Source organism: Nereida sp., from assembly GCF_965655635.1.
GTDB lineage: Bacteria > Pseudomonadota > Alphaproteobacteria > Rhodobacterales > Rhodobacteraceae > Nereida.
In genome coordinates this window covers 19,525-42,217 of sequence record NZ_CBFHHE010000007.1, presented here as the reverse complement: position 1 = coordinate 42,217, position 22,693 = coordinate 19,525, and the positions used below count along the sequence as shown (strand labels likewise).

At 52.4% G+C, this 22,693-nt stretch carries 23 protein-coding genes; 17 read left to right on the top strand and 6 right to left on the bottom strand.

Features of this window, described 5'->3' with window-relative positions; genetic code table 11:
* The first annotated feature begins 1 nt into the window (after position 1).
* The 4 genes from ACTF5M_RS03775 to ACTF5M_RS03760 all read left to right on the top strand — a co-directional run bounded on the left by ACTF5M_RS03775 (position 2) and on the right by ACTF5M_RS03760 (position 2,582).
* The gene (locus ACTF5M_RS03775) at positions 2–586 is read left to right on the top strand and encodes a L,D-transpeptidase (RefSeq protein ID WP_438959749.1); all 585 of its coding nucleotides are present in this window, start codon (positions 2–4) and stop codon (positions 584–586) included.
* A gap of 162 nt (positions 587–748) precedes the next feature.
* The gene (locus tag ACTF5M_RS03770; RefSeq protein WP_438959748.1) at positions 749–1,237 is read left to right on the top strand and encodes a hypothetical protein; all 489 of its coding nucleotides are present in this window, start codon (positions 749–751) and stop codon (positions 1,235–1,237) included.
* A complete protein-coding gene (locus tag ACTF5M_RS03765) occupies positions 1,198–1,713 on the top strand; it encodes a hypothetical protein (protein ID WP_438959747.1) in 516 nt (171 codons plus the stop codon). The genes ACTF5M_RS03770 and ACTF5M_RS03765 overlap by 40 nt, the downstream gene beginning before the upstream one ends.
* An 86-nt stretch (positions 1,714–1,799) precedes the next feature.
* Positions 1,800–2,582: a hypothetical protein gene (locus tag ACTF5M_RS03760; protein ID WP_438959746.1), complete on the top strand. Its 783-nt coding sequence runs from the start codon at positions 1,800–1,802 to the stop codon at positions 2,580–2,582.
* 19 nt (positions 2,583–2,601) lie between these two features.
* Here the strand turns inward: ACTF5M_RS03760 and hemH are convergent, their stop codons facing one another.
* Positions 2,602–3,675, bottom strand: coding sequence for a ferrochelatase (gene hemH, locus ACTF5M_RS03755; RefSeq protein ID WP_438959745.1), 1,074 nt, complete (start codon positions 3,673–3,675; stop codon positions 2,602–2,604).
* A gap of 57 nt (positions 3,676–3,732) precedes the next feature.
* A complete protein-coding gene (locus ACTF5M_RS03750; RefSeq protein ID WP_438959744.1) occupies positions 3,733–4,548 on the bottom strand; it encodes an SAM-dependent methyltransferase in 816 nt (271 codons plus the stop codon).
* Between ACTF5M_RS03750 and ACTF5M_RS03745 the strand changes: the two genes are divergently transcribed.
* Genes ACTF5M_RS03745 through ACTF5M_RS03730 form a run of 4 tightly spaced genes read left to right on the top strand, consistent with a single transcriptional unit; the run spans position 4,501 to position 6,829 of the window.
* Positions 4,501–5,286, top strand: coding sequence for a ComF family protein (locus tag ACTF5M_RS03745; RefSeq protein ID WP_438959743.1), 786 nt, complete (start codon positions 4,501–4,503; stop codon positions 5,284–5,286). The two genes, ACTF5M_RS03750 and ACTF5M_RS03745, sit on opposite strands and share 48 nt — an antisense overlap.
* A 33-nt stretch (positions 5,287–5,319) precedes the next feature.
* Positions 5,320–5,574 (top strand): glutaredoxin 3, encoded by a 255-nt coding sequence (gene grxC / locus ACTF5M_RS03740; RefSeq protein ID WP_438959742.1) that lies wholly within the window; start codon positions 5,320–5,322, stop codon positions 5,572–5,574.
* Positions 5,571–6,386, top strand: a complete 816-nt coding sequence (locus ACTF5M_RS03735; protein WP_438959741.1) for a carbon-nitrogen hydrolase family protein — start codon at positions 5,571–5,573, stop codon at positions 6,384–6,386. The genes grxC and ACTF5M_RS03735 overlap by 4 nt, the downstream gene beginning before the upstream one ends.
* Positions 6,386–6,829: a MarR family winged helix-turn-helix transcriptional regulator gene (locus tag ACTF5M_RS03730; protein ID WP_341246456.1), complete on the top strand. Its 444-nt coding sequence runs from the start codon at positions 6,386–6,388 to the stop codon at positions 6,827–6,829. The genes ACTF5M_RS03735 and ACTF5M_RS03730 overlap by 1 nt, the downstream gene beginning before the upstream one ends.
* On the opposite strand, the gene ubiG is transcribed toward ACTF5M_RS03730, so the two are convergent.
* A complete protein-coding gene (ubiG, locus tag ACTF5M_RS03725; protein WP_438959740.1) occupies positions 6,826–7,572 on the bottom strand; it encodes a bifunctional 2-polyprenyl-6-hydroxyphenol methylase/3-demethylubiquinol 3-O-methyltransferase UbiG in 747 nt (248 codons plus the stop codon). The two genes, ACTF5M_RS03730 and ubiG, sit on opposite strands and share 4 nt — an antisense overlap.
* A gap of 72 nt (positions 7,573–7,644) precedes the next feature.
* On the opposite strand from ubiG, the gene pip reads away from it, so the two are divergent.
* From pip to infB, 9 genes are all read left to right on the top strand, one after another.
* A complete protein-coding gene (gene pip, locus ACTF5M_RS03720; protein WP_438959739.1) occupies positions 7,645–8,622 on the top strand; it encodes a prolyl aminopeptidase in 978 nt (325 codons plus the stop codon).
* An 87-nt stretch (positions 8,623–8,709) separates the two neighbouring features.
* Complete coding sequence (locus ACTF5M_RS03715; RefSeq protein ID WP_438959738.1) at positions 8,710–9,708, top strand: ABC transporter permease; 999 nt, start codon at positions 8,710–8,712, stop codon at positions 9,706–9,708.
* Positions 9,705–10,910 carry an ABC transporter permease gene (locus ACTF5M_RS03710; RefSeq protein WP_438959737.1) on the top strand — a complete coding sequence of 402 codons (1,206 nt, stop codon included), beginning with the start codon at positions 9,705–9,707 and terminating at the stop codon, positions 10,908–10,910. The genes ACTF5M_RS03715 and ACTF5M_RS03710 overlap by 4 nt, the downstream gene beginning before the upstream one ends.
* Entirely contained in the window at positions 10,907–12,550 is a 1,644-nt protein-coding gene (locus ACTF5M_RS03705; protein ID WP_438959736.1) for an ABC transporter ATP-binding protein, read from the top strand. The genes ACTF5M_RS03710 and ACTF5M_RS03705 overlap by 4 nt, the downstream gene beginning before the upstream one ends.
* An 81-nt stretch (positions 12,551–12,631) precedes the next feature.
* Positions 12,632–14,176, top strand: a complete 1,545-nt coding sequence (locus ACTF5M_RS03700) for an ABC transporter substrate-binding protein (RefSeq protein ID WP_438959735.1) — start codon at positions 12,632–12,634, stop codon at positions 14,174–14,176.
* A 233-nt stretch (positions 14,177–14,409) separates the two neighbouring features.
* Positions 14,410–14,991: a ribosome maturation factor RimP gene (gene rimP / locus ACTF5M_RS03695; protein WP_438959800.1), complete on the top strand. Its 582-nt coding sequence runs from the start codon at positions 14,410–14,412 to the stop codon at positions 14,989–14,991.
* Entirely contained in the window at positions 14,992–16,611 is a 1,620-nt protein-coding gene (gene nusA / locus ACTF5M_RS03690) for a transcription termination factor NusA (RefSeq protein ID WP_438959734.1), read from the top strand.
* A gap of 25 nt (positions 16,612–16,636) precedes the next feature.
* Entirely contained in the window at positions 16,637–17,272 is a 636-nt protein-coding gene (locus ACTF5M_RS03685) for an RNA-binding protein (RefSeq protein ID WP_438959733.1), read from the top strand.
* Positions 17,265–19,742: a translation initiation factor IF-2 gene (gene infB / locus ACTF5M_RS03680; RefSeq protein WP_438959732.1), complete on the top strand. Its 2,478-nt coding sequence runs from the start codon at positions 17,265–17,267 to the stop codon at positions 19,740–19,742. The genes ACTF5M_RS03685 and infB overlap by 8 nt, the downstream gene beginning before the upstream one ends.
* 315 nt (positions 19,743–20,057) lie before the next feature.
* Here the strand turns inward: infB and mutT are convergent, their stop codons facing one another.
* Genes mutT through ACTF5M_RS03665 form a run of 3 tightly spaced genes read right to left on the bottom strand, consistent with a single transcriptional unit; the run spans position 20,058 to position 22,507 of the window.
* Complete coding sequence (mutT, locus tag ACTF5M_RS03675) at positions 20,058–20,456, bottom strand: 8-oxo-dGTP diphosphatase MutT (RefSeq protein ID WP_438959731.1); 399 nt, start codon at positions 20,454–20,456, stop codon at positions 20,058–20,060.
* The gene (argJ, locus tag ACTF5M_RS03670; protein ID WP_438959730.1) at positions 20,453–21,667 is read right to left on the bottom strand and encodes a bifunctional glutamate N-acetyltransferase/amino-acid acetyltransferase ArgJ; all 1,215 of its coding nucleotides are present in this window, start codon (positions 21,665–21,667) and stop codon (positions 20,453–20,455) included. Before argJ ends, mutT begins: the two co-directional genes overlap by 4 nt.
* Entirely contained in the window at positions 21,668–22,507 is an 840-nt protein-coding gene (locus tag ACTF5M_RS03665) for a peptidylprolyl isomerase (protein WP_438959729.1), read from the bottom strand.
* Positions 22,508–22,693 lie beyond the last annotated feature (186 nt).

The following is a 22,693-nucleotide window of genomic DNA, read 5'->3' as shown; positions in this document are numbered from 1 at the left end:
GATGAGCGACACTTTTAACTTGAGCCGCCGCGCGTTTGTCGGCGCTGCCGCGACGTCATTGGCCAGCCCAGCATTGGCCTTGGATGAGGAAATTGAGGTTGAGCGCGACATCTCAGAAGTTGTTCGTCGCAATATCTCAAGCTTTCGCGCGCTTGAGTGGCAGCCTTACTTTAGCAATCTCAAGAATGGTGCCGTGCTTGTAGATGTGACGTCTCGCGCGCTGCATTATTGGTCCGAGGACGAGAGCGTTTATAAACTCTACCCCACCAGTGTGCCGCTTTCAGATGACTTGACTCGTTTAGGGCGCACACGGGTCACGCAAAAAGTAGATGGCCCAAGTTGGCGTCCAACGCCTTCGATGAAAGAACGTAACCCCGAATGGCCCGACTTCATTGGCCCTGGTCCGGACAATCCGCTTGGGACCCATGCGCTGTACCTGAGTTGGACGTATTACCGTATCCACGGCACCCATGACACGCGCAAGATTGGACGGCGTTCCTCAAACGGCTGCATTGGTCTTTATAATGAACATGTCCAAGAGCTGTTTGATTTGACCAAAGTGGGCACTCAGGTTTTGCTCATTTAAGGATAAGTTTTCATTAAGTTTTAGATAACGGCGGTCTGCAGGCCGCCGTTTTTTATTGTCCAATTTCCGCCACAAACTGACCATTCAATTGCCTAGTTGCGCTGAAGCTGCGTTAACCCCGCGCGGTTAGCTTCCCGCTAGGGTAATAGGTGGGTGAGTTTTATGTTGAGCTTGAGTTTTCAGGTTCGCCACGTTTGGGGCGAGCCAAATGAAGATATGCGGCCGCGTGATTTGGCAGTCTTTGCTAATCAGCCAGGTACATATCTGGGCGTTTTTGGCTTTCAAAATGATTGGTTCGAGACGGTCTCGCTTGATGCCGGTGGCTTTGACATTGATGCGGAAGCGATTGTAGCCAATGCGCCGGACATCACGTTGAATTTTGGTACACAATCAGTAACCGCAAGCGGTGCGCCAATCAGTTGGGCTTCTGACGGTCTGAACAGTACCGACCTGTCTCACGCAAATTACGCGGCCAATTATATTGTCAGCCAAAGCGGAGACAGCCTGTCGGGTGGTGATGGTCATGACATACTTTTGGGCGGTGGGGGTCGCGACATTCTCGAGGGAAATCCGGGAAATGATAGCATTTTTGATACAAACGGTGGTGCGAAATGCAGGGCGGTATCGGGAATGATTTTCTGCTGGCTTTGAGTGGCGCCAATCAGTTGATTGATGGTGATTTGGCGAGTTTTTCTGAAAACGCGGATACGCTGCTTGGTGGTTATGGCAATGACACCCTTGAAGGCGGTGCAGGTGACGACATTCTGGTGGGTGACTTCGGTGCGTTTTTGTACTGGGGTAACGACACATTGGAAGGTGGCCGTGGCGACGATATTCTGAATGGCGGCTACGGTGCTGACGTATTTGTGTTCCGCCCACTGCATGGCAATGATGTGATTGGGCGTACTTCTCTCACGGATCAGGCCGTGGTGACTGGCGCAGATTTTGATGTGGGAATCGATCGTTTGGAATTGAGTGGCTTTGACGGCATTTCGTCCCGTCAGTCAGCGCTTAATCATTTCTACGCCAACTCGAATGGTCACGCAGAATTGTCGCTTGAGGGCACTATGATTGAGTTGTGGGGGGTTGGTCTTGATACTTTATCTGTTGGTGACTTTTGGGTGTGATTAGCCGTTTATTAAACCTGCTGTGATCTATGTCATCTATGTTTTTTAAGTTTGTGTGTAGGGCGGTAGTTGCCGCATTATTTATTGTGACATTAATCGCAAGTGGCGGTGGTGGCGGCGCAACAACTGGCGGTGGACCGGTTGTGGTCAATCCTCCTGTTGATCCACCTGACCCCTCTGACCCTACACCTGACCCAGATGTTATTGTTTCTGTCGCAACCTTGGGTATTGATAGCCTGTCTCTTGAAACTGCTCTTGGTCAAACGGAAGCGAACTTGACTAACAGAAATTTGATCATTGATCAGATCAGCGTTGGGTTGATTGAAAATGCTTTGGGTTTGGGCCGGCAGCACGTTTTTCCCATTTCGCCGGTTGGAGGGGATATAAAGCTCGCTGTGCGGGCCTCTGCCAATTCTGCGGTTCCAATAGTTCCGACTGTTTATCAGGGTACTGCGATTGCTCAGGTCACGGACGGTACCGCAACTTACGCCGTAACAATGGACGCACGTACGACCTTACGTTTTATTGGTGACGCTGGTCGCGCTGATGTCCTTGCCGATAATGTCCGTAGCGGTGGCACTACAATCGGCCAATCGGGGGCGGCGAATTATAATCCTATGGGTGCAGAGATGATCGAAATCACAGACATTGAATTCAGCGGCCCGACCTTACTGAACGGCACGCAAACAGATGCTTCGGCAATTGGATTTGGCACGTTGGGAGCCGGCAACATTCTTGAAGGCAGCACTCAAATTTCGGTTACCGCCGTTCTAGCGGGGCCTTCATCTGAAGAAATCGCAGGGGTCGGTGGCGCATCAGGCCCTCTCGGAGAGGTCCTGATAACTTGGTCAGGTGCGCAGTCAAACTAATCGCTGGTACGAAGGGCGTTTATACCCAACCTTTCAGGTTGTCGTCGATTGTGTTGCAGAGTGCGGTAATGTGAGCATCATCATCGTTAAGGCACGGAATATAGAGGAAGTCGTGACCGCCAGCCTCTTCAAAACTCTCAAAAATTTCCTCGTTGATCTCTTCAAGCGTTTCAATGCAATCAGCTGAGAATGCAGGCGCGCAAACAGCAATATTTGTTTTGCCCTTTTCCGCAAGCCGCGCGACTTCTTCGACTGTGTAAGGCTGCAGCCACTCTTCGGGACCGAATTTAGATTGGAACGTTGTGATGATCTGCGTGTCATCCCAGCCCAAACGCTCTTTCAAAAGGCGCGTCGTTTTCTGACATTGGCAGTGATACGGATCGCCCTCCATCAGGTAACGCTGTGGCACACCATGATAGCTACACACCAATATTTCGGGGCGCTTTTCGGCCTGGGCGTAGGCAGTCTCAATCGATTGGGCTAGCGCTTCAATATAATCTGGACGCTCATAATATGCAGGCACTGTGCGCACGGTTGGCTGCCATTTTTCTTTCATCAAAACGCGGAAAAATTCGTCATTTGCGGTTGCTGACGTCGCCCCGGCGTAGTGTGGATACAGCGGGAAAAACAAAATTTTCTGACATCCGGCTTCGATCATTGCGCGGACCTTGGATTTCGTAGACGGATTTCCGTAGCGCATACAAAAATCGACAATGACATCATCGCCATAGGTCTCTTGCATCTGCTTTTTTATCTTGGCGGTTTGTTTTTGGGTGATCGTCATTAAAGGGCTCTCACCCTCGTCATGGTTCCAGATCGATTTATACGCTTCGCCGCTAGAAAATGGACGCTTTGTTAAAATGATCAGTTGCAAAAGCGGCTGCCAAAGCCACGGGCTGTAATCAATAACGCGCCGATCAGACAGAAATTCATTCAAATACCGGCGCATCGACCAGTAGTCGTAATTGTCTGGTGTGCCCAGATTGGCGACCAAAACCCCAATCTTAGCAGGCTTCACCTTTGGGTGATCGCTTGGTGCGTGAACGGGGCAGACAGCCTCGTCGCTCGTATTCGTTTTCGCGTCAAACATCATCTAAAGTCCGTGGGTATAAGTGCGTTATGTTGCCAGATAACTGGAAATCGCTTCAGGTCAATCTTTTGGGCCATCAGGAATACGCAGAGCATCCGCTAATTTCATCTTTGCCGAGCCAGGTTTGAGGGGTTGCTGTTGGCTTGCATCGGGCACCCAACCGGCCAAGAAAATAATTTCGAATGTTGCGATCAGTCTTTCTCCATCAGAGAAATTCTGTCGATAAACAGTCTCTAACGCGTCGAAAACGGATTTTGGCGTGGGCTTTTTAGTTCGTGCTGCAAGCGCGTTGCTTTCCCCCATTTTTCGCAGATCGCTCATCAGGGCAGGCGTGTCGGTGTAACTCACAGGCAGCGTCAAAGTGTCCGCAACCGGAAGCGCCAAGCCTGCTCTTTGAAGTAGCGCGCCGTAGTCGCGCACCTCACCCATAGGCACGACGCGTGGTGACAGCCCGCCCATCACTCTGCTTTCAGCTTCGGCGATTGCGCTACGCAACTCGTTTAGGGTCTGGCCACCAAAACAAGCGGCTAAAAATAATCCATCAGGCTTGAGCGCATTTCGACATTGCACAATTTGCCCGACAGGGTCATTCGCCCAATGAAGATCCATTGCGTGAACGATCAGATCATAGCCGTTGTCCGTAAATCGCAGTGTATCATCGGGGTGGATGATGTCCGCTCCTGCCACAATATTCGCCCATAGGTCTGGCCATGATGTGACCACAGCTGTTTTTGTAAACGACTTCTTAACCCCAAGCAGTCTTTCTGCAATTTCATCGAATGCTTCTTGCTGCAAAAACATCCCATCAGACGTCCGGCGGTTTCTGTGATGCAGGTGCAGAGTGTGCGTATCTGTAAGGGGCGGTTGTTGTGTCATGCTGCTCATGTAGTCAGGAAATTTGTAATGCAAAACCCACTTCGGCTGATCTATCCTCATCATTGCCTAACCTGCGACACCTTGACCGGCGGGCCTGACGCGCTTTGTGGGAATTGTTGGGGCGAGGTTTCTTTTTTGAGTGGCAGTGTTTGTGGAAAATGCGGTGCCCAAGTGATGAGCGAAGTCGACGGGATGCAGTGCGACGATTGCTTGCGGACACCAAGACCGTGGAGTGCTGGCAGGGCCGTGTTCCATTACAGCGGTTTTGGTCGCCGGATGGTGCTTGGCATTAAACACGGTGATCGTCTTGATCTTGTTCGGCCTGCTGCAAAATGGATGGCGCAGCACGCCAGACCGCTTAGGCGCGATAATATGCTGGTCGTGCCAATACCGCTTCATTGGTCGCGTCTTTTTGGTCGGCGCTACAATCAGTCTGCTGAGCTGGCCCGCGGCCTAGCGCAACAGATGGGGTTGCAATACGGCCCAGATATTTTGCAGCGGCTTAAACGGACGCCGATGTTAGAAGGTAAATCCCGTGATGATCGACTAAACATTTTGAGCGGCACGATAACGGTCAATCCAAAACGCGCCTTGAATATCGCTCAGCGACCAATTTTGTTAGTAGATGACGTGATGACTACAGGTGCCACGCTCGCGGAGGCGGCAAACGTGCTCGCATCTTCACGTGCTGGCGAGGTGTTCGTCATCACACTGGCGCGCGCGGGAAAAGATACTTAACTATCTAGCAACCAGAAATTGGAGCGCCTTAAAATGAAAACTGTTGAACTTTATACGTCACCCCTGTGTGGCTTTTGCCATTCTGCCAAGCGGCTTCTCAGCCAGAAAGGCGTAAGCTTTTTAGAGATTAACATTTTGGCTCAGCCGGACCGCAAAGGTGAAATGATCAAGCGTGCCAATGGCGGGCGCACTGTGCCGCAGATTTTCATTGGCGATATCCATGTAGGCGGATGTGACGATCTGTTTGCGTTGGATCGCGCGGGCAAGCTGGATAAATTGCTGGCGTGAAGGCGGCCCTTCTACAACTTAACTCAGGCGATTGTCCTGCGGAAAATCTTCTACGGACAACGGCGCTCGTCGAAGAAGCGGCGGCATCTGGTGCGGAGTTTATTGCAACACCTGAGGTGACGAATTGTGTTTCCGTAAGCCGTGCGCAGCAAATGGAAGTTCTGCACGTTGAAGCGGACGATATTACGCTAACAAAGCTTAGTGATTTGGCTGCAACCCTTGGTGTTAATCTGTTGATTGGGTCGTTGGCTCTGAAAACAACGGATGCTGATGGTCGGTTTGCCAACAGGTCTTTTCTGATTGACCGCTCGGGCAGTATTACTGCGCGGTATGACAAAATTCATATGTTTGACGTCACGTTGTCAGAGGCGGAAGTCTATCAGGAATCGCGCGGTTACAGACCTGGTTCGTCTGCAGTTTTGGGGCGTGCAGACGGTCTGAACATTGGCATGACGATCTGTTATGATGTTCGCTTTCCGCATCTTTATCGCGCTTTGGCACAGGCGGGTGCCGATGTGCTTATGGTGCCGTCTGCGTTTGCCGTCGCCACAGGTAAGACGCATTGGGAGACGTTGCTTCGTGCCCGTGCAATTGAGACAGGTTGTTATGTTTTAGCGCCTGCGCAGTGGGGTGTGCACGAAGGCCGCGAAACATATGGGCACTCTTTGGCAGTTGATCCTTGGGGAAACGTGCTTAGCGATTTTGGTGAGGGCGTTGGTGTCAGCTATATTGAAATTGACAAAAATCAGGTATTAAAAGCCCGTAAGCGTGTTCCTGCATGGGGGCACAACCAACTGTTCGAAGGGCCCTGATGCCGGTTACTACGTCTGATACCCTTGGCGCGACGCTTGTCGTTGAGCTTCTGGCGATTGATCAGTTGTTGCGTAGTCGTGTCACCAAGGCGCTGCCCCATGGGATGGAAATTTCTCATTTAACAGTGTTGAATTATCTTGCTGCAAGCACGGGGGAGCGCACGCCAGCACAGCTTGCCGCCCGCTTCCGTCTCACCCGCGGGGCTATGACCAACACAATTAATAAACTTGATCTGATGGGTTTTGTGCACGTCCGTCCCGATTGGGACGATGCGCGGCGTAAGTTGGTTTCCATTAGCGGCGCTGGGCGGGCGGCGCGTGATGAAGCTGTGCGTAAAATCACGCCGCTGGTAAACCAGATGGTCGAAGATATCGGGCACGACAAGATAAGCCGTACCCTACCAATTCTACGCGAGATGCGCCAAAAGCTGGCGGACGATTAGGCCGGTTTTGTCGACGCGGTCACGTAGTTCACGCTTAGATCTTTTTCAGAAATCGACCAACTCCATGAGATTGGGTTGAAGACAAAGCCCTTGCGGTCGACAGGTGTCATTCCTGAGGTGGTCAGTAGTTCAAACAACTCGTCAGGCGTGATGAACTTTGACCACTCATGAGTACCCTTGGGCAGCCAGCGCATGATGTGCTCTGCGCCGATGATTGCCATTAAATAGCTTTTAGGATTGCGATTGAGCGTTGAGCAAATTTGCAATCCGCCGGGTTTTAGCAACTGCTGGCAGGCCGTTAAATATGCCAGTGGGCCGGCTACGTGCTCGACCACTTCCATATTGAGAACCACGTCAAATTGCTCGCCTGCCTCGGCCATGGCTTCTGCCGTTGTGAAGCGATAATCAATATCCAGCTCAGATTGTTCAGCGTGCACTTTTGCTACGGGAATGTTTCTCTCGGCAGCATCCGCCCCAACAATGGTGGCGCCAAGGCGTGCCATCGGCTCGCATAGCAAGCCGCCACCACAGCCGATATCAAGAATGCGGAGCCCTTTAAAAGGAGCGTCTTGGGAAAGATCGCGGCCAAACTCAGCAGCAATTTGTCTTGTGATGTAATCAAGACGGCACGGATTAAGCATATGAAGGGGCTTAAATTTACCGTTTACGTCCCACCATTCTGCCGCCATTGCCTCGAATTTTGCGATTTCTGCGGGATCGACGGTTGTTTGTGCGTTGGTCATGATGTGCCTCTATGACAAAAAAACATGGCGCACCGGATGTTTCGGCGCTCTTTTGGGTTATATAGGTCATTCATGGACAGAAACGTATCCCCCCGCCGCGCCTTGTCGCACCTTTATCCGGCGCTTGCACCGTTTGATCAACGGATGCTGGACGTTGGCGACGGCCATTCTGTCTATATGGAGCAGTGCGGAAACCCCGATGGCATACCTGTCGTTGTGTTGCACGGTGGTCCGGGTGGTGGATGTAGTCCTACGATGCGGCGGTATTTTGACCCCGCACAGTATCGTATTATTTTGTTTGATCAGCGAGGGTGTGGGCGGTCAAGACCTCACGCCAGCGTCGAGGATAATACAACGTGGCACTTGGTGCGCGACATTGAGCTTATACGTGAAACTTTGGATATTGAGCGTTGGGTAGTGTTTGGCGGTAGCTGGGGCGCGACGCTGTCATTGATTTATGCGCAAGCACACCCTGATCGCGCGAAGGCACTTATTTTACGCGGTGTATTTTTGATGACCCGTGCCGAACTTGATTGGTTTTACGGTGGCGGCGCTGCGATGTTCTTCCCTGATCTTTGGGCACCTTTTGAGAATCTCGTTCCCGAAGAAGAGCGCGCAGACATGATTGGCGCGTATCACAAGCGCCTTTTTTCGGACAATCACGCCACTGAGGTGCGCTATGCGCGCGCTTGGGCTGCTTGGGAAAATGCATTGGCCAGCATCATGAACGAGGGTGCCGGTAGTGACGCGCCAGCCGAATATGCCCGTGCTTTCTCAAGGCTCGAAAATCACTACTTCATGAACGCGGGTTTTTTGGGTGAGAACCATCAAATTCTTGACAACATGGACAAGCTGCGCGGTATTCCGGCGATAATCGTACAAGGTAGATATGATATGATCTGCCCGCCGACGTCAGCCTATAAGTTGGCCCAAAACTGGCCTGAGGCAGAGCTCAAGCTGATTGCGCGCGCAGGACACGCGCTTTCAGAGGCGGGCATCAGCGAGGAATTGGTGCGAACGATGGACCGTTTGGCGACCAGGCTTGCCTAGGCGCGGGCGTTAAGCCTTTACACGATTTCTATTTTCCTTAATTTGGTCACCTGGGCGCGCGTACGCTCGTCATTGTTGGGGACCAGGTTGGGAAGCGTTTCAAAAATTATTTTACAGCGGCTTGGCCTTGGTCTTGTGACGCTGTTCGTTGTCTCAATTGTTATTTTTACCGCAGTTAATTTACTCCCTGGTGATTTTGCTCAAAGCATTTTGGGTCAGGGAGCGACCAAAGACGCCGTTGAGGCGATCCGCAAAGACTTAGGTTTGGATCAGCCGTTTTTTGTCCGTTATCTTGATTGGCTGTCCGGTGCAGTACGCGGTGATCTAGGTACAAGTTTTGCTGCCGCTAACTTCAGCAGCTTTGTTGGTAGCGATGCAGGATCAGGTCTTGGTACAGTCGCACAAACTATTGCTCCGCGTTTTGAAAACACGATGTTTTTGGCAGGTGTGACAGCGATGACTGCTGTGCCGCTTGCGGTTTTTCTGGGCGTGCTTGCGGCGCTCTACCGCGAGACTATTTTTGATCGGGCGGCCAACATTTTCACGCTGTCCAGCATCTCTAGCCCCGAGTTTTTCTTGGCATATGTGTTGATCCTGGCTCTTGCGGTGCTGAACCCGATCCTCCCGTCCCTTTCGAATATCTTTGATGGGATCAGCTTTTCTGAGCGCCTTGAGCGCACTTTGTTGCCCGCGCTTACGCTTACACTGATTGTTACGGCCCATATGATGCGGATGACGCGGGCCGCTATTATCAATTTGCTGGCCTCGCCTTACATCGAGATGGCGCGCCTTAAGGGCATCAGTTCGATGCGTGTAATCGTTAAGCACGCGCTTCCCAACGCACTTGCGCCGATTATCAATGTGGTCGCGCTTAACCTTGCCTATCTTATTACTGGCGTCGTCGTCGTCGAGACTGTTTTTGTCTATCCGGGTATTGGCCAACTGTTCGTCGATAGTGTGAAGTTGCGTGACATACCCGTTGTGCAGGCGTGCTGTCTGATTTTCGCAGGGGCTTATATTCTGCTTAACCTCGCGGCTGACATTATGTCGATCTTATCCAATCCACGTCTAAGGCATCCAAAATGAGCGGTTTCGTGACTGTGTTTCTGTTTTTTGTTGGCATGGCGATTTTCGCATGGGCTTTCCGTGCAGTTGCACGTGCGCTGAAACCAAATGAGCCTGTGTTTCGCGACATGCCTTATGCGACTGCGTTCGGCTATATTTTTGGTTTGGTTGCGATCATGGGCGCGATTTGGCTTTATGCGTTGTCGCGTGATGCGGATCCGTTGGTTGCCAATAAGTACTTCTTTGCCGGCAAGGCGATGGAGGCCTTTGTGCTGTTTACTATTGCGGCGTGGTTATTCCGTGTTGTTGGGCGCAGCATCGGCACCAATGGATCGCGTAAGTTGTTCCGTCAGATGCCATTGACCGCGTCCTTCGGCATCTTGATGATCATCCTCTATTCTATCGCTGCAATTTTTGCAGGGGTCATTGCGCCGTACGGTCAGGATGAAATCATTCAGGGCGTCGCGGCTAATATTGTACCGGGCGGAAACCCTGACATTGGCGGCAACCCTGATTTTCCCCTTGGTACCGATCAGTTGGGTCGCGATTTGTTGAGCCGTTTGATCTATGGCGCGCAGAACACAGTTGGCATCGCATTCGTCACCTCGCTTTTGGCTTTTTTCCTTGGTGGCTCGCTTGGTTTTCTGGCGGCGGTTCTTGGCGGATGGTTTGATCAAATCATGTCCCGTGCGGTGGACGTGTTGATGGCAATTCCATCACTTATTTTTGCGCTTCTTTTGATGACCATCGCGGCCGTTTGGGCGCCGCGTTTGGGTATACCGCTGACATTGTTCATGGTTGTGATCATCGCCGTCATCGACAGCACGCGGGTGTACCGCTTGGCGCGCGCGGTTGGCTACAACATCGTCGTTATGGATTACATAGAGGCCGCAAAATTGCGCGGCGAGGGCATGGGCTACCTGATCTTTAAAGAGATTTTGCCTAACGCCACTGCGCCTCTTTTGGCCGAGTTTGGTCTGCGGTTTTGTTTCGTGTTTCTTACCATTGCATCGCTGTCGTTCCTTGGCGTCGGGATTCAGCCACCTCTTGCTGACTGGGGTACGATGGTCCGTGATTTGGCGCAGTTCATCAACTTCGCCGCCTTTGCGCCACAGGTAGCGGCAGCACCCCTCTTGGCGGCTGGTGCAATTGCGTTGCTAACGGTTGCTGTGAATTTCGTGGTGGACTGGATGCTTCACAGATCGTCGGGGCTGAAGTCATGAGTAATCTTCTAACGATCAATGATATCTATATCGAAGGCCGCAGTGATGAGGTGTGGTCGCCCATTATCAACGGTGTGAACCTCAGCCTTAAACGCGGTGAAGTTCTTGGCCTAATTGGTGAAAGTGGCGCGGGTAAATCCACGCTTGGACTTGCTGCAATGGGGTATACTCGTGATGGGTGCCGCATTTCATCTGGTTCGGTTAATTTTGATGGCATCGATCTGGTCTCAGCATCCGCAGATGTAAAACGCGGGTTGCTTGGTAAGCGTATCGCCTATGTTGCACAGTCTGCTGCCGCCAGCTTTAACCCTGCGCATAAGATCATTGATCAGCACACAGAGGCACCCATCCAGCACCGCGTTATGGCGCGCGCAGAAAGTTCAGAAGATGCGATACAGCTTTATGAGCGTTTGCGCCTTCCCAATCCTCATGAAATCGGCTTCCGATATCCGCATCAGGTTTCAGGTGGTCAGTTGCAGCGGGCAATGACAGCCATGGCCATGGCCTGCCGTCCTGATTTGATAATTTTTGATGAGCCGACAACTGCCCTTGATGTAACCACGCAGATTGAGGTCTTGGCGGCCATTCGCAAGATCGTTGAGGATTTTGATACAGCCGCGATTTATATTACGCATGATTTGGCAGTCGTGGCGCAGATGGCAGATCGGGTTAAGGTTTTGCTGCGCGGCGATGAGATTGAAACCGCAGATACCCGTGAAATGCTGGCCAACCCGCAAGAAGACTACACGAAGTCACTTTGGGCCGTCCGCAGTTTTGAGCGCCCCGCAAAGCCCGCTGTTAATATTGGCGCGACGCCTGTTGTCTCGGTGTGCGGCGTCACGGCGGCGTACGGCAAGGTTGATGTTTTGAGCGACGTTAGTTTCGATATGCACGCTGGTCGCACGGTGGCGGTGGTGGGCGAATCTGGATCAGGTAAATCAACAGCGGCGCGCTGCATTACTGGCCTACTCGCCCCACGACAGGGTCACGTTGAGTTTGATGGTGCGCAACTGCCCGCTTCATATAAGCAGCGCGATAAGATGCAGTTGCGCCAAGCTCAGATGATTTATCAAATGGCAGATACGGCGCTTAATCCGCGCAAAACGATCGCAGAAATTATTGGTCGTCCTGTGCAGTTTTACATTGGCCTGACTGGCCGTGCAAAAACCAAACGCGTGGATGAGTTGCTGACGCAGATCGAATTGGAGCCATCACAGTATCGTGACCGCTTACCGTCCGAGCTGTCTGGCGGTCAAAAACAGCGCGTTGGAATTGCTCGTGCGCTTGCGGCTGAGCCAAAATTCATCATTTGTGATGAGGTTACAAGCGCGCTGGATCAATTGGTTGCCGAGGGTATTTTGCGATTACTTGCTGATCTGCAAGATACGCTTGGCTTGACTTACATGTTCATTACGCATGATCTTGCTACTGTGAAATCTATTGCTGATGAAGTTGTTGTTATGAAGGATGGCCGTGTTGTGGAGCAGGGGCCTAAAGCAGAGATGTTTCAGCCGCCGCATCACCCATACACGGATTTGCTGCTGTCATCTGTGCCCGAAATGGATCCTGATTGGCTGACCAATCTGCTTGAGGAACGCGGCATGGAAAATATTGGTGATGCTGCCGTCGGTAAAATGTAGGCGATCTAATAAAGTTAAGTGAGAGTGGGCCGACCCCGCCTATGAAAACTCGATAAACTGTTCAACGAAGGGAAAGAGAATATGTCAGGACTAAGTAGACGCGGACTTCTAAAGACGGGTGTTGCCGCAAGTATGCTGGCCGCCACAGGTGTGCCCGCGCGCGCCGAAGCAAAAAAGGGCGGCACGCTGCGCCTTGGGATTGCGGGTGCCAACACATCTGACAGCTGGGACGCGCGTACGCATTCTGACAGCTTTATGGTCATGATGGCGCACGGCGCCGTATTCGATTGCCTTACCGAAGTAGGTGCGGACGGCCAGTTGAAAGGCGAGCTTGCCGAGAGCTGGGACGCGTCAGCAGACGCCAAAGTATGGAACTTCAAACTGCGCAAAGGTGTGACGTTCCACAACGGCAAAGCGTTTGGCGCTGATGATGTGATTGAATCGTTGAATATGCACGTGGCTGAGGGTGCGAAGTCTGCGGCTCAGCCGATTGTTTCTGCGATCACGAACATGGAAAAGATCAACGATCACGAGATCGTCTTTACCCTTGGAGCTGGTAATGCTGACTTCCCGTTCCTGCTGTCTGATTATCACATCGTGATGTATCCGGCCGGTCAGGTCGAAGAAGCAATCGCCAAGGGTATTGGTACGGGTATGTACAAAGTCGAGAGCTTTGACCCCGGTGTTCGCGCATTGTTGAGCCGTGTGGATAGCCACTACAAAGATGGTAGTGCAGGTTGGTTCGACGGCGTTGAAGCAGTCGCAATTAACGATTCCTCTGCGCGTATGAATGCGTTGATGACGGGTCAGGTGGATGCGGTGAACCGCGTTGACTTCAAGACAGAGCCACTTTTGCGCGCCAACCCAACGGTCAATATTTTTGAGGTGACCGGCAACCAGCACTATACGTTTCCGATGCTAGCCAACCTGTCACCTTTTGATAACGTGAAGGTCCGTCAGGCGCTTAAGCATTCGATCAACCGCCAAGAGATGGTCGATAAGATTTTGCTTGGCCACGGCCGTGTTGCAAACGACCACCCGATCGGGCCTGCCAACCAATACTTCAACGATAGTCTTGCGCAGAACGCATACGATCCTGATAAAGCGAAAAGCCTTATTAAAGAGGCCGGCCTTGATGGTTTGACTGTTCAGCTTTCTGCAGCAAACGCAGCATTTGCCGGCGCGGTTGATGCGGCTCAGCTGTATCAAGCTTCTGCTAAAGCTGCAGGTATCAACATTGATGTGATCCAAGAGCCTGACGATGGATATTGGTCAAACGTCTGGATGAAAAAGGCATGGTGTGCCTGCTACTGGTCCGGCCGCTCAACCGAGGACTGGATGTTCTCAACTGCATACGAAGCAGGTGTGCCGTGGTGGGACAGCAAGTGGGACAACAGCCGTTTCCAAGAGCTGCTCCTGACGGCGCGTGCCGAGCTTGATAGCGATAAGCGTCGCGATATGTACGGCGAAATGCAGCAGATCATGTCTGTTGATGGTGCGACTGTTATTCCGATGTATGCAAACTACGTCGATGCGCACAGCACTAAACTGACCAACTCTGGTACCATTGGTAACGTCTTCCAGATGGATAGCTCGCGTCTGGTAGAGCGTTGGTGGTTCGCGTAACGCACGTATCCCTAAACTAACAATTGCGCCCCGCCACTTGGCGGGGCGTTTTTGTCTTGAGTATCGCTAAATAAGCATCACACCATTTTACTTGCAGTTTAGTGCTTTTGTGCCTATACGCCTCTTAACAGCGGCTTGTTGGGGTCCAAACCTAACATCCACCGAAGCGATACAACGGGCCGTGCGCCCGTTTTTTTGTGCCCACAGTTAGGGCGATGAAAGTATACGAACCAATGAATGACCTGATTGCAAAAGCAGCGATTGATCGCCGACTTGCCGAGATCATTGCACCTGTCATCGAAGACTTGGGGTATGAGCTGGTGCGCGTGCGATTGATGAGCGGCAAGCAGACAACATTGCAGATCATGGCGCAAAAACCTGATGGTACCATTGAGGTGGATGACTGCGCCAAGATCAGCACCGAAGTAAGCGCGACCCTTGATGTTGAGGATCCAATTCTGGATGCCTACGCGCTTGAAGTCTCCAGCCCTGGTATTGACCGCCCACTGACGCGCTTGAAAGATTTTGCGCTTTGGGAGGGCTATGAGGTCCGCATCGAGACCGATGAACTGATTGACGGACGCCGCCGCTTTAAGGGTGAGCTTGCGGGCGTTGAGGGTGACGAGGTTTTGATCACCATTGAAGAAGGCACGATCGGGCTCAAGTTCGATTGGCTGTCGGATGCAAAACTTATTTTGACTGACGATCTTATCCGCGAGGTCCTGAAGGGCCGCAAAGACGCGGGTCACATTGATGAGACACAATTCGATGAGGTGGAAACTATCATCGACGGTGAAGAAGAAGGAAACGTATAAATGGCTATTACCTCAGCGAACCAGCTTGAGCTTTTGCAAACCGCAGAGGCCGTTGCCCGCGAGAAAATGATTGATCCTGCGCTCGTCATCGAAGCCATGGAAGAATCCCTCGCGCGTGCGGCAAAGTCACGTTACGGCGCCGAAATGGACATCCGTGTCAGCATCGACCGTAAGACAGGCCGTGCGGCATTCACCCGTGTCAGGACAGTTGTTGAGGAAGCAGAGCTTGAAAATTATCAAGCTGAGTTCACAGTTGAACAAGCCAAGCAGTACATGGAAAACCCTGAGGTCGGCCAACAGCTGGTCGAAGAAGTACCCCCTGTTGAAATGGGCCGTATCGCGGCGCAATCTGCCAAGCAGGTTATTTTGCAGAAGGTCCGCGAAGCTGAGCGTGACCGCCAGTACGAAGAATTCAAAGACCGCGCAGGCACAATCATCAACGCGCTTGTTAAGCGTGAAGAGTACGGCAACGTCATCGTTGATGTGGGCAGTGGCGAAGCCGTTCTGCGCCGCAACGAGAAGATTGGCCGTGAAAGCTATCGCCCGAACGACCGCATCCGTTGCTACATCAAAGATGTTCGTCGCGAACAGCGCGGCCCGCAGATTTTCCTTAGCCGTACTGCGCCCGAGTTCATGGCAGAGCTGTTCAAAATGGAAGTGCCTGAAATTTATGACGGCATCATCGAGATCAAGGCAGTTGCCCGTGATCCCGGTTCGCGCGCGAAGATTGCCGTGATTTCATATGATGGCTCAATCGACCCTGTTGGTGCTTGCGTAGGTATGCGCGGCAGCCGTGTCCAAGCAGTTGTGAACGAGCTTCAGGGTGAAAAAATCGACATCATTCCATGGAACGACGATCAACCAACGTTCCTCGTGAACGCGCTTCAGCCCGCTGAGGTGACTAAGGTGGTTCTTGACGAGGAAGCCGAGCGTATCGAAGTTGTTGTGCCGGATGAGCAGCTTTCACTGGCAATTGGTCGCCGTGGTCAAAACGTACGCCTTGCGTCACAACTGACACACCTCGACATTGATATTCTGACCGAAGCACAGGAATCTGAGCGTCGTCAGGCAGAATTCGCTGAGCGTACAGCGCTGTTTATGGAAACACTGGACGTTGACGAATTCTTCGCACAACTGCTTGTTTCTGAAGGCTTCACATCACTTGAAGAAGTTGCTTACGTCGAAGTTGATGAGCTTCTGGTTATTGATGGTGTGGACGAAGCAACTGCGTCCGAGCTTCAGGCGCGCGCACGTGACAACATCGAAGCGGCCAACAAAAAGGCGCTTGAGAATGCAATTGCCTTGGGTGCTGAAGATAGCTTGATCTCGTTTGATGGTCTGACGCCACAAATGGTCGAAGCGCTTGCAAATGATGACGTGAAAACCCTTGAGGACTTCGCAACTTGCGCCGATTGGGAACTTGCTGGTGGCTGGACAACCGTGAACGGTGAGCGTTCAAAGGATGACGGCACGCTTGAGCCGTTCGACGTGAGTTTGCAAGAAGCCCAAGACATGATCATGACCGCACGTGTGATGTTGGGTTGGGTTGATCCGACAGAGCTTGAAACTGATGAAGTTGAGGGCGAAGGCGACGCAGCTGAAATGGAGGCCGAGGTCTGATCGCAGGCCTCGGGAACCCTTGAACATGACGCGCGGTGGTGCTGATAAAGACCGGTCTAACGGCCCTGAACGTAAGTGCATTGCGACAGGTGACGTGCAACCAAAAGGCGGTTTGATCCGTTTTGTGGTAGGGCCGGATAATCACATTTACCCTGACGTGATGGAAAAATTGCCAGGACGCGGTATATACGTGTCAGCAGCCAAAGAAGCTTTGGAGCTTGCCCAGCAGAAGGGTTTGTTCAGCAAGGCCGCCAAGGCAAAGGTGGTTGCGCCTGATGATCTGATCGCTGTTGTGGATCATGCGTTGGTTGCGCGTTTTGGGAACTTGATGGCGCTTTCTCGCAAAGCAGGCCACGCGGTTGTCGGATTTGAGAAAGTAAAAGACTGGCTGGTGAAGGAGTATGCAGAGGTTCTGTTGCAAGCAAGCGACGGTTCCGAGCGGGGCAAGTCAAAGTTGAGTACGCCACACTATGGTCGATTTATCGGCTGTTTGACGGCAAATGAATTGGGTTTGGCATTTGGGCGAGAAAGTGTGATACACGGCGCACTCGCACCTGGTGGGCTCACCGATGGTATCGTTGAGACCGCAGCCAAACTGGAAGCGATACGTGAATGGAACGGCGTGAAGGCGCGTCGGAAAGGAAAAGCACTCGATGAGTGAAGACGACGGTAAAAAGACATTGGGCGTTCGCCGCGGCGGACCTGGTAACGTAAAGCAGAGCTTTAGTCACGGACGTACGAAGAACGTCGTGGTGGAGACTAAGCGCAAGCGCGTAATGGTGCCCAAGCCGGGTGGTGGCTCACAGACGAAACCTGGTGCAGGTCTCGTTGCGGGCGATCCATCGAAGCGTCCCGCAGGTATTTCCGACGCGGAAATGGAACGCCGTATGAAGGCTTTGCAGCAGGCGAAAGCCCGCGAAGCCGAAGATGCTGTGAAGCGAGAAGCAGAAGAGAAGGCCCGCGCGGAAAGCCGTGCACGCCGCCGCGAAGAAGCGGAAGCCAAAGATCGCGAAGAGCGTGCTCGTGAAGAAGCGCTGAAAGCGAAAAAGGATGAGGATGCACGCAAGGTTCGCGAAGCCGAAGAAGCTGCGAAACGTGCTGCTGCGCCTGCTGAAGCACCTGCCGCACCGGCTGCGCTACGCGGTCCCGGCAAGCTGACGGCTGCTCCTCGTCGCGAAGCGGATAACGACCGTGACAACAAACGCAATAAAAACCGCGGTAACGATGATGGCCGCCGCAGCGGGAAGCTTACTCTGAACCAAGCCCTTTCGGGTGGTGAAGGTGGGCGTCAACGTTCAATGGCGGCGATGAAGCGTAAGCAAGAACGCCAACGTCAGAAAGCTATGGGCGGTGCAGTTGAGCGCGAAAAGGTTGTACGTGACGTACAGCTCCCCGAAGTTATTGTGGTGTCCGAACTCGCAAACCGTATGGCCGAGCGCGTTGCAGATGTGGTGAAGTCTTTGATGACGAATGGCATCATGGCGACGCAGACACAGACGATTGATGCGGATACTGCGGAACTCATCATCGAAGAATTTGGCCACAAAGTGGTTCGGGTCTCCGATTCTGATGTGGAAGATGTCATCACCGAGATCGAAGATGCGCCTGAAAATCTTGAGGCACGTCCACCGGTCATTACTGTGATGGGTCACGTTGACCACGGTAAAACTTCGTTGCTTGATGCGATCCGGAATGCGCGCGTTGTTGCGGGCGAGGCCGGTGGCATTACCCAGCACATCGGTGCCTATCAGGTTGAGCAGAACGGCAAGCAATTGACCTTCCTTGATACACCTGGTCACGCAGCGTTTACGTCAATGCGTGCACGTGGTGCGCAGGTAACAGACATCGTTATCTTGGTGGTCGCTGCGGATGACGCGGTTATGCCGCAAACGATCGAAGCGATTAACCACGCGAAAGCAGCGAATGTTCCGATGATCGTGGCGATCAACAAGATCGACCGCCCTGCTGCAAACGCCGACAAAGTTCGGACTGATTTGCTTCAGCACGAAGTGATCGTCGAGAAGATGTCGGGCGAAGTGCAAGATGTTGAAGTGTCTGCCATCAACGGGACTGGCCTTGATCAGTTGCTTGAGGCGATCAGCCTACAGTCTGAGCTTCTCGAGCTGAAAGCCAACCCGAACCGGGCTGCGCGCGGCGCTGTGATCGAGGCTCAGCTTGATGTTGGTCGCGGTCCGGTTGCGACGGTTTTGGTTGAGACAGGTACCCTTAAGCAAGGCGACATTTTTGTTGTCGGCGAGCAATGGGGTAAAGTCCGTGCATTGGTTAACGACCAAGGTGAGCGGGTGAAAGAAGCAGGTCCATCAGTTCCTGTTGAGGTACTTGGTCTTAACGGCACACCCGAAGCTGGTGATGTGCTTAACGTGACTGAAACCGAAGCGCAGGCCCGTGAAATTGCGGAATATCGTGGTCAGGCTGCGAAAGACAAACGTGCGGCCGCTGGAGCTGCAACGACGCTTGAGCAATTAATGGCGAATGCGAAAGCAGACGAGTCTATGACTGAGCTGCCAATCGTTGTAAAAGCTGACGTTCAGGGTTCTGCCGAAGCGATCAGCCAAGCGATGGACAAAATTGGTAACGAAGAAGTTCGTGTTCGTGTGCTTCACTCTGGTGTTGGTGCGATCACTGAATCTGACATCGGCCTTGCTGAAGCGTCTGGCGCGCCTGTCTTTGGTTTTAACGTCCGTGCAAATGCTACTGCGCGTAACGTGGCGAACCAAAAGGGCGTTGAGATCCGTTATTATTCGGTCATTTATGATCTGGTAGACGACGTTAAAGCAGCCGCAAGTGGTCTGCTTTCCGCGGAGATCAAAGAGAACTTCATTGGCTATGCGAACATCAAGGACGTCTTTAAGGTGTCTAATGTTGGTAAAGTGGCCGGTTGTCTGGTGACCGAGGGCGTTGCCCGTCGGTCTGCTGGCGTCCGTTTGCTGCGTGATAACGTGGTGATCCATGAAGGCACATTGAAGACATTGAAGCGCTTCAAGGACGAGGTTCCCGAAGTTCAATCAGGTCAAGAGTGTGGTATGGCGTTTGAGAATTACGACGACATCCGCGCCAATGATGTGATCGAAATCTTTGAGCGTGAAGAAGTTGAGCGCACGCTTTCTTGATTGGAAGTAGCGTCGGCTAACACCGGTAATTTGAAATAACAGAGGGCGCCTTATCGGCGCCCTTTTTTCTGTGTCAGCGGTTTTTTGGGTTCAGTACATACTGGTTAGACCGAAAACCCCTCAAAAGTTTTGTCACCAACTCTGATGAGTAGCTTGCCGTTTTCGAGGGCCCTAATCATAATCCCTTGTACGGACACGCCACTTCCAATCTGAATTGTTCTAAGCATTTTCGGGTTCCATCTACGACCAACTCAGACAATGTAACCAAGAAATCTTGCTATCTTGAGGCCGAAGATCGGTGTCGAAAGTACGAACCTAAAGCCAATCACGCAAAATGGGGATGAGCGGAATGTCTGCGGCAGGCATTGGATAATTGCTTAGTTCGTTCGCTTTCACCCATTCTAAGGCTTGGTTTTCGCGTGACTGGGGCGTGCCGTTCCATTTTCGACATGCAAACAGCGGCATCAAAAGATGAAATTTTTCGTAGGAGTGCGACGCGAAGGTAAGCGGCGCAAGGCAGCTCTCCCACGTATCTATGCCAAGCTCTTCGTTTAACTCACGTACCAAAGCCGCCTCTGGTGTTTCGCCTGTTTCGACTTTCCCGCCCGGAAATTCCCACAGACCTGCCATGGATTTACCTTCTGGGCGCTGGCCAAGTAAAACGCGACCATCAACGTCAATCAAAGCTACAGCAGAGACAAGAACCGTCTTCATGAGCGATAATCAGCGTTGATTGTGATGTAGCCGTGGGTCAAATCACAGGTCCACACGGTTGCATCGGATGCTCCCACGCCAAGGTCCACGTTGATTACAATGTCTTGCTTTTTCATCACCGCCGCACCCTGTTCTTCGGCGTAGCTTGGGCTGACCCAACCATTCTCAGCCACACGGATGTCACCAAAGCTAATGGAAAGGGTGTCTCGGTCCGCCTTTGCGCCTGATTTGCCCACAGCAGCAACAATACGACCCCAGTTTGGATCTTCACCCGCGATCGCCGTTTTGACGAGGGGTGAATTCGCGATTGAGAGCGCACAACGCTTCGCATCAGGCTCACTGTCGGCACCGGTCACGTTCACTGTTACAAATTTGGTTGCACCTTCGCCGTCACGTACGACTTGATGAGCGAGGTCCCGCATTAATGTCTCAAGTGCCTGCGCAAAGTCTGTGTTACCCATCACGTCAACGTCCGATGCGCCCGTCGCGGCCATTATGAGTGTGTCGGAAGTAGATGTATCGCTGTCTACAGTGATGCAGTTGAAGGTTTTGCTATTAATTGCGGACACCATCTGTTGCAGGTCCGGTTGTGCGATCTTTGCATCGGTGAAGATATAAACCAGCATCGTGGCCATATCGGGCGCAATCATGCCAGACCCCTTGGCGATGCCGGTGATCGATACTGTTTTTCCGTCAATATCAATCTGTCCGCCTGCCGCCTTGGGGAACGTGTCTGTCGTCATTATTGCTTCGGCGGCACCCTTCAGCTTGCCTGGTGAGAGACCTTCTTTCAGCTCATAAAGCTTGGCTGTAATCTTCTCAAATGGCAGGGCTTCACCGATCACGCCAGTTGACGATGAGAACACCCGTTGAGGATCAATCCCGAGTGTATCGGCAACCGCTGTGCAGACATTCGCCACTGCCTCTGCGCCGCCCGATCCCGTAAACGCATTGGCGTTTCCGGAGTTTACGATAATTGCTGCCTCGCCAAAGGGGTCGCCACCAAGTTTGGCCTGACAGTCCAGAACGGGTGCCGCGCGGGTTGCGGACGTTGTGAAAACCCCTGCGATTGATGTGCCGGCTTGAAGATGTGCAAGCATCACATCTTTGCGGCCTGAATAGCGTACGCCAGCTTCGACAGTCGCAAAGCGTACGCCCGAGATCATCGGAACAACGGGAAAACTAGCTGGGGCGAGGGGCGATATGGTCATTTATTCAGACAACAGTTCGTAGTTAGAAATGATTGACGGGTCGATTGCTGAAAGGTCTGCCGCAGTGATATCAGCGCCCTCAAGAAGATTAGCGACATAGCTATCAACGGCTTCACGTTGCAGTCGTTGTGACAGGTCTGCGCGCACCTCATCAAGGCTGGGAGCGGATGCGATGCGATCTTGCTTCAACAAAATCACGTGCCAGCCAAATTGGGTTTCGACGGGTTGTGAAACTTCACCGACAGACAGCGCCACGACCGCTTCTTCAAACGGCGCAACCATAGCGCCGGTTCCAAACCACCCCAAATCCCCACCATTCGGACCAGATGGGCCAGTTGATTTTTCTTTAGCCAGTTCCGCAAAGTCAGCGCCATCTGATAGCTGCTCAACCAATGCGGTTGCTTCGTCTTGGGTTTCCACCAAAATATGCGCGGCGTTGTATTCTTTGCCCAAATCAGCATCAGCGTACTGCGCTTCATACGCCGCCTTAAGCGCGTCTTCTGCGACAGCGTCGGACGACAGTGCGTCAATCACTTCACCTGCCAGCAGCGAGCGTCGTTCGTTTTGCAAAGTAGTTGTGACGCGTGCGGGTGTGTCTTTAAGAGATTGGGCGAGCAGCTCTTGTTGGGTTAGTTGATCGATGATGCCCTGAAACAAGACTTCTGGCGGTAAATCACGATATTGTTGCGGCAAGCGCGCGTGCGATGCGATGACGTGGCCAAGTGTAATGTCGGTGCCATTGACCGAGGTAATCACGGTTGAGGCATCTTGGGCCTGCAAGGACGTGGCGGCAAAAGTACTCAACAAAGCTGCGCCAATAAAATTAAGGGGTTTTACCATTTCGTGATCCTTTCGTGGCCCCATGGATGGTGCCGTTGACACTAACATAGGCGGCCCTTACATCCTTTACAGCACTTACGCCTTCGAGGTTTGAGACTGCCTGTTAAGCTCTTATGTATGGCTGCAGGTCGGGACGGGCAACCACCCGTCTTATGACATTTTTATTGGGGCCATCGGCCAAGGAAG